The sequence below is a fragment of the Streptomyces sp. PA03-1a genome (assembly GCF_033792805.1).
Lineage (GTDB): Bacteria > Actinomycetota > Actinomycetes > Streptomycetales > Streptomycetaceae > Actinacidiphila.
Genome location: NZ_JARAVO010000078.1, coordinates 26,183 through 37,005, shown reverse-complemented (window position 1 = coordinate 37,005; position 10,823 = coordinate 26,183). Strand labels below are relative to the sequence as shown.

The 10,823-nt window shown below is 72.6% G+C and carries 11 protein-coding genes and 1 pseudogene; 8 read left to right on the top strand and 4 right to left on the bottom strand.

Translation table 11 applies throughout. The features are described 5' to 3' along the window. Together PV341_RS19265 and PV341_RS19260 are read right to left on the bottom strand one after the other, a co-directional pair. A pseudogene (locus PV341_RS19265) lies at positions 1 to 376 on the bottom strand (two-component sensor histidine kinase); the annotation flags it as partial. Next, the gene (locus PV341_RS19260; protein ID WP_499512726.1) at positions 373 to 1,035 is read right to left on the bottom strand and encodes a response regulator transcription factor; all 663 of its coding nucleotides are present in this window, start codon (positions 1,033 to 1,035) and stop codon (positions 373 to 375) included. The gene PV341_RS19260 and the pseudogene PV341_RS19265, both read right to left, overlap by 4 nt. 134 nt (positions 1,036 to 1,169) lie before the next feature. On the opposite strand from PV341_RS19260, the gene PV341_RS19255 reads away from it, so the two are divergent. Continuing rightward, positions 1,170 to 1,763, top strand: coding sequence for a PepSY domain-containing protein (locus tag PV341_RS19255; protein ID WP_500358507.1), 594 nt, complete (start codon positions 1,170 to 1,172; stop codon positions 1,761 to 1,763). Between the two features lie 55 nt (positions 1,764 to 1,818). Here the strand turns inward: PV341_RS19255 and PV341_RS19250 are convergent, their stop codons facing one another. Then, positions 1,819 to 2,871 carry an alpha/beta fold hydrolase gene (locus PV341_RS19250; protein WP_500358505.1) on the bottom strand — a complete coding sequence of 351 codons (1,053 nt, stop codon included), beginning with the start codon at positions 2,869 to 2,871 and terminating at the stop codon, positions 1,819 to 1,821. Positions 2,872 to 3,099: 228 nt separating this feature from the next. On the opposite strand from PV341_RS19250, the gene PV341_RS19245 reads away from it, so the two are divergent. The 5 genes from PV341_RS19245 to PV341_RS19225 all read left to right on the top strand — a co-directional run bounded on the left by PV341_RS19245 (position 3,100) and on the right by PV341_RS19225 (position 6,992). Then, a complete protein-coding gene (locus PV341_RS19245) occupies positions 3,100 to 3,324 on the top strand; it encodes a hypothetical protein (protein ID WP_499512723.1) in 225 nt (74 codons plus the stop codon). Between the two features lie 95 nt (positions 3,325 to 3,419). Beyond that, on the top strand, positions 3,420 to 4,334 hold the full coding sequence (locus tag PV341_RS19240) for a DUF4232 domain-containing protein (RefSeq protein ID WP_500322517.1): 915 nt from the start codon (positions 3,420 to 3,422) through the stop codon (positions 4,332 to 4,334). Positions 4,335 to 4,568: 234 nt separating this feature from the next. After that, a complete protein-coding gene (locus tag PV341_RS19235) occupies positions 4,569 to 5,003 on the top strand; it encodes a GntR family transcriptional regulator (RefSeq protein ID WP_500322518.1) in 435 nt (144 codons plus the stop codon). 4 nt (positions 5,004 to 5,007) lie between these two features. Further along, positions 5,008 to 5,976 carry an ABC transporter ATP-binding protein gene (locus tag PV341_RS19230; RefSeq protein WP_499516883.1) on the top strand — a complete coding sequence of 323 codons (969 nt, stop codon included), beginning with the start codon at positions 5,008 to 5,010 and terminating at the stop codon, positions 5,974 to 5,976. Next, positions 5,973 to 6,992 (top strand): ABC-2 membrane transporter-related protein, encoded by a 1,020-nt coding sequence (locus PV341_RS19225; RefSeq protein WP_500358504.1) that lies wholly within the window; start codon positions 5,973 to 5,975, stop codon positions 6,990 to 6,992. The genes PV341_RS19230 and PV341_RS19225 overlap by 4 nt, the downstream gene beginning before the upstream one ends. Positions 6,993 to 7,521: 529 nt before the next feature. On the opposite strand, the gene yczR is transcribed toward PV341_RS19225, so the two are convergent. Further along, complete coding sequence (gene yczR, locus PV341_RS19220; protein WP_500358502.1) at positions 7,522 to 8,913, bottom strand: MocR-like transcription factor YczR; 1,392 nt, start codon at positions 8,911 to 8,913, stop codon at positions 7,522 to 7,524. 61 nt (positions 8,914 to 8,974) lie between these two features. Between yczR and yczE the strand changes: the two genes are divergently transcribed. Beyond that, positions 8,975 to 9,688 (top strand): membrane protein YczE, encoded by a 714-nt coding sequence (yczE, locus tag PV341_RS19215; RefSeq protein WP_500358500.1) that lies wholly within the window; start codon positions 8,975 to 8,977, stop codon positions 9,686 to 9,688. A gap of 352 nt (positions 9,689 to 10,040) precedes the next feature. Further along, the gene (locus tag PV341_RS19210; protein WP_500358499.1) at positions 10,041 to 10,397 is read left to right on the top strand and encodes a cupin domain-containing protein; all 357 of its coding nucleotides are present in this window, start codon (positions 10,041 to 10,043) and stop codon (positions 10,395 to 10,397) included. Positions 10,398 to 10,823: the final 426 nt, after the last annotated feature.

The window sequence follows — 10,823 nt, the reverse complement described above, 5'->3', positions numbered from 1 at the left end:
GCTGGGGGGTGGGCGAGGGTGTGGGTGTGGCGGCGGGCCCGCGGACGGCCCGGACGGCGCCGACCCCGGTGCCGCTGATCCGCTCCAGGCCCCTGCTCACCGCCAGCAGCCGCCCGTCCTCGGTGGTCACCTGCACCGGCACGCCCTCGGGGAGCTGGAGCCGGGCGTAGCGGTCCGTGCCCGCCCCGCGGCTGGCGACGTCGAGGGCGATCCTGCGGGCCGTGTCGTCGGCCTGGCTCTGCGCCTGGCCCGTGAGGTTGGCGCGCAGCGAGAGCAGCACGGCCACCCCGGCGGCCACCAGCGCGACCGCGACCACGAGCGTGGCGCCGAGCGACATCTTGGCCTGGACGGTGCCGAGGGGGCGGGGGCGTCTCATGCCGAGGCCAGCCGGTAACCGGCGCCGCGCACCGTCTGGATGAGGTCCGCGCCGAGCTTGCGGCGCAGGGTGCTGATGTACACCTCGACGATGTTGGGGTCGCCGTCGTACGCGAAGTCCCAGACGTGCTCCAGGATGCGGGACTTGCCGACCACCTGCCCGGCCCGCACCGCGAGCTGCTCCAGCACGGCGAACTCCTTCGCGGTCAGCGTCACTTCGCTGTCGTTGCGGAAGACCCGGCGGGCGGCGGTGTCCAGCACGAGGGTGCCCAGCCGCAGCACGGGCGAGGCCCCCGCCGAACCCCGGCGCCGCAGCAGCGCCTTGACCCGGGCCACCAGCACGACGTACGAGAACGGCTTGGTCAGGTAGTCGTCGGCGCCGGTGTCGAGGCCCTCCGCCTCGTCGTACTCGCCGTCCTTGGCCGTGAGCATCAGGATGGGGACCTCGTTGCCCGCCTCGCGCAGTGCGGCGCAGACACGGTAGCCGTTCATGCCGGGCAGCATGATGTCCAGCACGACGAGGTCGTGGACGCCCTCCCCCGCCCGGTGCAGGCCTTCGAGCCCGTCGTGCACGACGTCCACGGCGAAGCCCTCGGCCGTCAGCCCCCTGGCCAGCGAGACCGCGAGCCGTCTCTCGTCCTCCACGATGAGCACACGCATGGGGTCCAGCCTCCCAAATCAACCTGAAGAGATCTTCAGCTGGTTTCAGGCTGCCTTCAGCCTGTACCGCCGACATTGAGGTCACGGAACAGACCTGACACAGACCGGGTACGGCCCGGTCGGAAGGGCTCCTCATGAAGCGCAACACGACCGTCGCGGCCATCGCGGCCGCGGTCCTCGTCGCCGGGGGCTACACGGCGTTCGCCACCGGCGGCCACGACGGCGGCCACGACGGCGGGCGCGACGACGCGCGCGGCACGGTGTCCTCGGCCGCCACGCCCGGGGCGACCCCGGGACACGACGCGGGTGACGACCACGGCTCCCCGGGCATCACGGCGAGCCGGGCCGCGGCCGCCGCGGTCGCCCACACGCCGGGCACCGTCACGAAGATCGAGCCGGACGACCGTCACCGCGGCTACTGGGAGGTGTACGTGACGGACGCGGCCGGGGTCGTGCACGAGCTGCACGTGGACGCGCAGACGGGCCGGGTCACGGAGGACGACCGGCACCGCGGCCGGACACGCTCCGGTGACGCGTCCCGCACCGCCTCGCCCGCACCGGCGACGACGCGGCCCGGGTACGACGACCACGGTGGCGACCGCGCCGGCAGCGACGACCCCCCGGGAGACGACCACGGCGGCGACCGCGTGCGGGACGGCGACCGCTCCGGTGACGACCACGGCGGGGGCCACGGCCGGGGCCGTGGCCGCGGCGGCGACGACCACTGACGTCCCCCGCGTGGCCGGGCCCCCCGCGCCCGGCCACAGGCGCCCCCCGGACCCCTCAGAGCCGCCCGACGTCCACCACGGCCTGGGCGAAGGCCGCGGGTGCCTCCTGCGGCACGTTGTGCCCGATGCCCTGCAGCGTGCGGTGCGCGTACTTCCCGGTGAACTTGGCCCGGTAGGAGGAGCCGTTGCCCGGCGGCGTGAACGGATCGACCGCCCCGTCGAGGGTGATCGTGGGCACGGTGACGACGGGCCCGCGGGCGAGCCGCGCCTCGATGTCGTCGTACCGCGGGTCGCCCTCGGTCAGCCCGAGCCGCCAGCGGTAGTTGCCGACGACGATGGGGACGTAGTCCGGGTTGTCGAAGGCCGCCGCGGTGCGGTCGAACGTGGCGTCGTCGAAGCCCCAGGTCGGGGAGTTGAACTTCCAGACGAGCCGGCCCAGGTCGTGCCGGTAGCGCTCCAGCCCCTTACGGCCCCGCTCCGTGGCGAAGTAGTACTGGTACCACCAGGCCCATTCCGACTTCGGCGGCAGCGGCTGCTTGTTCGCCTCGCGGTTGGTGATCAGGTAGCCGGTCACCGAGACCAGCCCCTCGACCCGCTCCGGCCACAGCGCCGCGATGATGTCCGCGGTCCGCGACCCCCAGTCGAAGCCGGCCAGGACCGCCTTCTTGATCCCCAGCGCGTCCATGAGCGCCACGATGTCCAGGGCGAACACCGCCTGCTGGGCGTCCCGCGGGGTCGAGCGGGACAGGAAGCGGGTCGTCCCGTGGCCGCGCAGGTAGGGGACGACCACTCGGTAGCCCTTCGCCGCCAGCAGCGGTGCGACGGCGACGTAGCTGTGGATGTCGTACGGCCAGCCGTGGAGCAGGATCACGGCGGGACCGTCGGCCGGTCCCGCCTCGGCGTAGCCGACGTCCAGCACCCCGGCCTCCACCTGCTTCAGCGGGCCGAACGCCGGGGCGTCGCCGGGCCGTTCCTTGCCGGGGGCCCTGGGCGGCGCCGGCTTGTTCTCGTCCGGTCCGGTCGTCGCGCACCCCGAAGCGAGCCCGGCCAGTGTGGCCGCGACCGCTCCCGTGCCGACGATCGTGCCGAAGGTCCGCCTGTCGATCATCCGAGGCCTTCCGTGGGATGCGGGCGCGGGCACTGAGGTAGCCCATGCCCCGTGCGCCGCCGTCCGCGTCACCGGACCGGCAAATGTCATCCCCATGGCACAGGTCCCGGCGGCCGCGGTGAGGGCCGGACGGGTGAAGTCGGGGGCAGGGCGCAACCGGTGGGCGCAGCGGGGCTGTCCTGCACGGCGAGTCCGGTCGACACCGTCCGAGATCCGAGAGGAAACACCATGAACCTTCTCGATACTCCGCAGCAGTCACTGGGTGGCGTCCCGGTGGGGGCCCACCTGGCCGCCGTCGACGCGCGCTGGGTCGAGCTCCACGCGGCGCTCATCGCGGCCGGGGTGCCCCCGCTCCCGGGCGACAGCGACGCGGTGCACACCCTCGCCCGGCAGCTCGACGACGCCACGGTCAGCGCCGTCGTCGCCTGGATCGACAGCGCCGCCTCCCGCTGAGCCCGGCCCGGGCACCGCGCCTTGTGACGGTCGTGTGACGGGAATTGTGGCCTGCGCCATGGCCGGGAGCGGCAGGGTCCTGATGGGGTCGCCGGATGCGCACCCCCGCCCTCCTCCTCCCGGCCGTGCTCGCCGGTGCCCTGCTCCTGGTCACGGCCTGCGACGTCCCGCACCGGGACGACCGTGCCTCCTGCGCCGCCTCTGCCGTCCCGGTCGCCCCGGCGCCCGCGGGCGGTGCCGCCGGTGTCGAGGGGGACGGCGACGTCGAGATCACCGCCGTGAGCGCACCGCCCGCCCACTGCTCCGGCGTCCCCTTCCACGTCGCGTTCCGCGTCACCAACCACGCCGACGAACCCCTCACCTACACCGTCACGTTCGGGCTCACCTCAGGTGCCGGAGAGGCCCTGGGGAACGTGCCGCACACGGTGTCCGCGGTCCCGCCCGGCCGGACCGTGGAGGGCGAGGCCGACCTCGGCGCACCCCTCGCGCCGCGGTACGCCGCGGAACGGGTGCGCATCGTCAAGGTCAGGAGCGTCCCGGCGGACGAGGTGCCCGCCGCGGGAGGCGCCTGCCCGCCCTCCGGCCTGCGCCTCACCGCCGACGACGGCGACGCCGCCATGGGGCTGCGCGTGGTGGGACTCCGCCTGGAGAACTGCTCCTCCCGCGTCCGGCGCGTCGAGGGCTATCCGTCGGTCCAGCTCCTCGACGAGCAGCGCAAGCCCGTCACGGGGGTCGAGGTCTTCCGGGGCAGCGGGGGCGTCGCCCTCGTGCCCGGCTTCGACGACCCGCCCCGTCCGGTCACCCTGGAGCCGGGCGGGAGCGCGACCGCGGGCCTGATGTGGCGCAACACCGTCACCGACGGCACGTCCGTCAACGCGCCCTACGCGAGGGTGCGGGCGACACCCGGCGCTCCTGCGGTGACGGTGACCCCCGAACTCGACCTCGGCACGACGGGGAAGCTCGGCGTCAGCGCATGGAAGGCCGACCCGGCGACCGCGGCCCGGCCGTGACACCTGGGGCACGCTCCCCGTCGAACCGGTCCTCGACGTCCTCCCCCCATCAGCACGAAGGCCCCGGGCTGCCCGCCCGGGGCCTTCGTGCTGCGCGGGCCACCCCGTTCCTCCCCTCACGAATGTCACGGTTGTGTCCCGAGGGGTGCCGGGGAGGCCGCTTCGTTTGACACGGCTCAGCTCCCCCTCTCATCATCATTCCACTAATCGAGTAGCTAAAGGGTGTTGAAGCACGTGGACTTCCGCATCGACCGGCGGAGCGGGATCGCCGCCTACCAGCAGATCGTGCAGCAGACCAAGCAGGCCCTACGGCTGGGCGTCCTGATGCCGGGGGACCGGCTGCCCACCGCCAAGGAGGTCGCGGAGACCAGCGCCGTCAACCCGAACACCACGCTCAAGGCCTACCGCGAGCTGGAACGCGAGGGGCTGGTCGAGCCGAGGCCCGGCCTCGGCACCTTCATCCGCCGCTCACTGGCCCGTCCCCAGGCGGGTGCCGACTCCCCGTTGCGCGGGGAGCTGGAGGCGTGGATGACCCGGGCCCACGAGGCGGGCCTGGAGCGCGAGGACGTGGCCGCGCTGGTCGCGGCGGTCCTGGAGGAGCGGTACGCCGGGACCACGGCGGCCGACGGAACACCGGAGGACGGGGAAATGAGGATGACCAGTGCGTGACGCCATGAATGCCATGGACATGGGTGGCCCGGTGGAGGAGTCGGCGATGGAGGCCCGCGGGGTCGGCCGGAAGTACCGCCGGGGCTGGGCCCTGCGGGACTGCTCGTTCCGCCTGCCTGCCGGCCGGATCTGCGGGCTGGTGGGCCCCAACGGCGCGGGCAAGACCACGCTGATGTCCATCGCCGCCAACCTGCTGGAGCCGTCGGAGGGCACCCTCACGGTGTTCGGCGCGGCGCCCCAGTCCGCGGAGGCCGGACGCCGTACGGCGTTCCTCGCCCAGGAGAAGCCGCTGTTCCGCCGCTTCACCGTGGCCGAGACGCTGCGCATGGGCCGCGAGCTCAACCCCGGCTGGGACCAGCAGGCCGCCGAGCAGATCGTCCGCGCGGGCAACGTGCCCCTGCACGCGAAGGTCGGCACCCTCTCCGGCGGACAGCGCACCCGCGTCGCCTTCGCCCTCGCCTTCGGCAAGCGACCCGACCTGCTGCTGCTCGACGAGCCGATGTCCGACCTCGACCCGCTGGTGCGCCACGAACTCATGGGCACCCTGCTGGCCGAAGCCGCCGAGCACGGCACAACGGTGCTGATGTCCTCCCACATGCTCAGCGAGCTGGAGAGCGTCTGCGACTTCCTCCTGGTCATCTCCACGGGCGGTCTGCGCATCGCCGGTGACGTGGACGAGATCCGCAGCGCCCACGTGCTGCTGCAGGGCGTGGCCGGCGACGAGGGCCCGGGCGTCCCCGCGGAACTCGCCCGCCACACCGTCGTCGAGTACCGCACCAGCGGGCGCCAGGCCACCGCCCTCATCCGCCCCGACGGCCCGGTGAGCGGCCAGTGGCAGTCCCACACCCCGCAACTGGAGGAACTCCTGCTCGCCTACCTGCGCTCCCCCGAAGCGCCACCACTGATCAGTCCCGTGGCCCAGGTCCCGGGGCAGCCGTACGGCGTGAACGGCCCGCGGGGGGCGGCGGCATGAGCAACCTGACCGCGAACCCGTCCGCGCCGTCCGCGGCCCCGGTCGCCGACAGCGGCGTCCGCCGCCCCCGGCTCAGCGGCATGACCTGGCTCATCTGGCGCCAGCACCGCGCCGCCTACTGGACCATCCTGGCCGCGACGGCCCTGTCCGTGGGGTGGATGCTCTACCAGCGCGCCGGCCTGCTGGATTACCTCACCGCCCACGGCTGGCCCGAGGCGAGCTCCGACAAGTGGACGGAGGACATCAACCCGCACAGCGCCCCGCTCCTGAAGGCCGCCTTCGGCCTCGGCTTCGTCCCCATACTCCTCGGCGTCTTCCTCGGCGCCCCGCTGCTCGCCGGCGACCTGGAGAGCGGCACGGCCAAGCTGGTCACCTCCCAGGCCGCCGGCCCCGCCCGCTGGCTCGCCGCCAAGCTCGGCATCAGCGCGCTGGTGGTCGTGGTCTGCACCGTGGCCCTCTCCTTCACCTTCGGCCGGTGGTGGGCACCGGTCAGCAAGGAGAACACGGTCATGGACTGGACCTCCGGCCAGGCCTTCGACAACACCGGGCCCGTGCCCGTCGCGCTCACGCTCTTCACCGTCGTGGGCGGCATCGCGATCGGCATGCTCCTGCGCCGCACCCTGCTCGCGATGGTCGTGACCTTCTTCTTCGCGGCGGCCGTCCAGGTGGTCTGGGCGTACAGCCGGCTCGACCTCGGCAACGTCATCAGGCTCACCACCGACTCGGGGGTGACCCCCGGCAGCAGCCCCCGTCTTCCCACCGCCGCCTACGAGGTCGACCAGTCGTTCATCACCTCGTCCGGGCACACCATCGGCTGGAGCACCTGCACGGACGCGGGGTCGGAACAGGCGGTCGACGCCTGCCTGAAGCAGAAGGGCGTCGTGGGCTGGGCGCTGGACTACATCCCCATGTCCCAGATGAGCGGCATGCAGTGGCTCGGCGCCTCGATCCTGTTCGCCCTTGCCGCCGCCATCACGGCCTTCGTCTTCCTCTGGGGCCGCAAGCGCGTCGTCTGACATGACGCCGTCGGCCACGACGACACGACCCCGGGGAGACGCGCCGAGCGTCACCCGGGGTCGTGTCGTCGGTGCCGGCGGTCCCCCGGCTGATGGGCCCGCAGGCCACCGGGAGCACATCCGGCGCTCGGTGGAAGCGGCGCTCGGCGCCCGCGTCGGGACCACCGACCGCCGGCGCGCGGCACGCGACGTCTGGCAGATCCTGCTCGACCTGGCCACCGCCGACCTCCCCGGCACCGGACCGCGCGGGGCGCGGCGCTGCGCTCCGAACTCGCCGCCGTCGAACCGCCCGCCGAGCGCCGCAGGTTCGCCCTCGGCGGGGTGTGGACGGCGGCCACGGCCGGCGGCGCCGCCCTCGGCGCGGTGCTCCGGCCCCCGCGCACCACCACCGCCCCCGACGCCCCGGTCCCGGCGGCCGCCCGCTGAGGGCGCCCATGCGGCGCCGTCCGCGGTCAAGGCGACCCGGCGGGCCGGGCGGGCACCGGGGGGCGTCAACTGACGTGCATTCGGGGCCATATGCCGTCGACGCTCATGCCACGGGTGCGGGGCTGTGAGCTCCGGTAGCGCCCCGGGTGAGTGCCTCCTCCGCCTGTGCGAGTCCGCGGACCGCCTGGGTCAGCTGACTCGGAGGAAGCGTGTACGGCAGCCGGATGTTGCGTTCGAACGCGCCTCCGATCCCGAACCGCGGTCCGGCTGCGATGGTCACTCCGTGGTCGGGCGCGATCGCGGCCAGCCGCGAGCTGATGGGCTGGGGGAACGTCGCCCAGAGCGTCATGCCGCCGGCGGGTCGCGGGGCGTGGAGGCCGGGCAGGTGCTCGCTGAGCGCTCGGAGCAGTACGTCGCGTTGCGACCTCAGTTGCCCGAGCGTGCCGGGGCGCCGGGTCCGGTCCTCGTTCAGGAGGACGGCCGTGGCGAGTTGCTCGACGACGGGGGTGCCGAGATCCGTGGCGTGACGGGTCTGCTGGACGCGTTCCAGGAGAGCGGGCGTCGCGCGGATCCAGCCGATGCGCAGGCCGCCCCAGATGCTCTTGGAGACCGAGCCGATGCTGATGGCGGTCGGCATGTGGAGCGCGAAGGGTTCCGGGTTTTCCCCGTCCAGGGCCAGGTCGGTCATGGTCTCGTCGATGACCGTGGGACACGCGAGCCCGAGGCCTTGGCGGACGCTCGTGGGCATGCACAGCCCTGTCGGATTGTGGAAGTCGGGGATCAGGTAGGCCAGGCTCGCGATGCGGCCCGCCGCCTGGAGCTGCGCGGTGTCCCAGCCCGAGGACGCCACGGCGACGGGGAGGAGCCGAGCCCGCACCTCGGTGAACGTGGTGATCGCGTGCGGGTAGGTCGGGTGGTCGATCAGGACCTGGTCGCGTGGCGACAGGAGCGTTCGCGCCAGGAGGGCAAGCGCGTGCTGCGCGCCGTTGGTGATCAGGATGTGATCGGGCGGCGTCGGCAGTCCGCGCCGCTCGTACCAGTGGGCCACCGCTTCGCGCAGCTCCGCGGTGCCGCTGCGGTCGTAGCCGTGCCGCTCGTAGTGCCGTGGCAGCTGTTCGAGGGCGGTCGCGTACGCGGCGTGGAGGATCTCGACGGGCGCGGGGGGCGCGGCGAAGGACAGGTCGATGGCCGCCGCGTTCGTGCCGGCCCGGCGCTCGGGCGGCGTGTCGTCGGGGAGCCGCACGGTCGCCCTGGCGCGCGCCCGTGTGGCGAGGTATCCGTGCTCGACCAGAGTGCGGTAGGCGGCGCCGACGGTGGTCCTGCTGGTGGACAGTGCGGTGGCCAGGTCACGCTCGCTCGGCAGGGTGGAGCCGAGCGAGAGACGCCCGTCCAGGACCAGCAGCCGCAGCCTGTCGGAGAGGCGCTGATGCGCCGGCCCGGGCCCCGCCTGCCAGGTCCCCAGCATGCCTGCGACCACGTGCGACGTAACTTTCACCCGGCCAGCCTAACCAATCTGGCTATGGAATCCAGGTCCAGATGCCTCGCAGGCTTGCGTCATGGCACCTCCTGTTACCGCTGCACGCACGTCCGTCCCGCCCGGCCACGACCAGCCCGCCCTGACCCGTATGAACGCCTTCGCCCAAATCCGAGCGGGCCGAAAGGCGCGCCGCATCCCCCAACTCCTGCTCGGCTTGGTGGGGTACGGGGCCGCCGTGATGACGCTCGTCCAGTCCGGGCTGGGAGCAGCCAGCTGGAACGTGCTCACCGAGGGCACCGCCAAGGTCCTCGGCATCTCTTTCGGCTGGACGACGAACCTGATCTCGCTGCTGGTGCTCCTCCTGTGGATTCCCCTGCGGGAACTGCCCGGCCTCGGCACACTCCTCAACGTCGCCATCGTCGGCTTCGCCGCGGACGCCACCGCCACCGTCCTCCCCCACCCCCAGGGGACACCTGCCGCGATCGGGTACCTCGCCGTCGGCCTGGTCGCCCTGGCCTTCTTCGACGCGCTCTACCTTGGTGCCCAGTTCGGATCGGGCCCCCGCGACGGCATCATGACCGGACTCGTCCGGCTCACCCGCCTACCCATCGCCGCGGTGCGCACCGGCATCGAAATCACCGTCGCCACCGCCGGCTGGCTCCTGGGCGGAACCGTCGGCCCCGGAACCGTGCTCATCGCCCTGTGCATGGGGCCCCTCGTCGGCTACTTCCTGCCACGCGTGGCAGTTCGCCTCCCCGCCGTCGCCGCGGACGAGGCGTTCACCCGTGCTTGATCCGTGCCCGACGGCCTGACCTGTGGTTCCCCGCCTTGGACGGAATGGGCGGCGCCTCCTTCTGCGTACCGCGATTCCCCCCCGGCCCCCCCGACCGTTCTGGCGCAGGAGTGGCACGGGTTCCGCGCTGGTGGCCCTCTCGACGGGGACTACGGGCGCAGCGGTCTAAGGTGCGCTTCGCTGTCCAGGGGTTTGGCGGGGTCCAACTCGGTTGACCGCGGTCCGTACAGATGCTGTACTCCGCTGCTGTGCAGCGACCTCGGAGGGTCCGCGCCCGACCGTCGGACCGGATGACTACGGGAGGGGCTTCTACTCCTGATCTGCGGCGCACCGGTTGAGAAGAGGGGGCGGCGTGGAAGTCTTTCGTTTCGAACGCAACGAGTGGGTTGTCACCGGGCACGGCAGCACCGGCCTCCATGCGACCCGCATCGCCACTGGTGAAGGCTCGGTGCACCTCACCTGCCTAAGCGTGGAGCCAGGCGGCGTCATCGGCACGCACCCCGCGCCCGTGCCCCAAGTGTTCATTGTCACCGCAGGTGAAGGCTGGATCGCCGGCCCCGACGGGGAGCGCGTCCCCATCGCTGCTGGTCAAGGGGTCCGGTGGGAACAAGGTGAGGTTCACACTTCGGGAACTGACGTTGGCTTCACGGCGATCGCAATCGAAGGTTCTTCCATGGAGCTCTTCAAGTCTGCGGTTCCTGGGGACTGACCGACCACGAGCACGCCGAGTTCCGACGTTCCGAAAGGTCCTGTCGATCGACGGCAAGCGATCAGTTCTTCTGGGTCTTGTCGGGGATCTCCGCGACCTGCGTCTTCGCTGGTCGCGGAAATGCTCCGGTGCGCCTGAGCGGGTGGCTGTCGTCGTCGTTGGTCGTTGCGGAGCACCCTCGGACGGCCCACAAGCCGCGCTGGAAGCGCAACGGCTGACGGCTGACCGACAGGCGGCCCCGTTCTCTCCGGACGTGCCCGCCCCGCCTGTTGGTCCGCCGGCCTGATCGCCCTCTGGCATGACGTGACGTCAGATCTCGTCCCGCACCGCCCTGCTGAATGCGGCCCCGGCTTATTGAACGGGTTCGAAATTCTCTTCCGTGACCTGTGAGCCTGTTGTTAGGATCCGATCACTCGGGTGTGGGGG

Coding starts and splice junctions, on each gene's coding strand:
- PV341_RS19260 (WP_499512726.1), bottom strand. CDS start 1,035: ATGCGTGTGCTCATCGTGGAGGACGAGAGACGGCTCGCGGTCTCGCTG.
- PV341_RS19255 (WP_500358507.1), top strand. CDS start 1,170: ATGAAGCGCAACACGACCGTCGCGGCCATCGCGGCCGCGGTCCTCGTC.
- PV341_RS19250 (WP_500358505.1), bottom strand. CDS start 2,871: ATGATCGACAGGCGGACCTTCGGCACGATCGTCGGCACGGGAGCGGTC.
- PV341_RS19245 (WP_499512723.1), top strand. CDS start 3,100: ATGAACCTTCTCGATACTCCGCAGCAGTCACTGGGTGGCGTCCCGGTG.
- PV341_RS19240 (WP_500322517.1), top strand. CDS start 3,420: ATGCGCACCCCCGCCCTCCTCCTCCCGGCCGTGCTCGCCGGTGCCCTG.
- PV341_RS19230 (WP_499516883.1), top strand. CDS start 5,008: ATGAATGCCATGGACATGGGTGGCCCGGTGGAGGAGTCGGCGATGGAG.
- PV341_RS19225 (WP_500358504.1), top strand. CDS start 5,973: ATGAGCAACCTGACCGCGAACCCGTCCGCGCCGTCCGCGGCCCCGGTC.
- yczE (WP_500358500.1), top strand. CDS start 8,975: ATGGCACCTCCTGTTACCGCTGCACGCACGTCCGTCCCGCCCGGCCAC.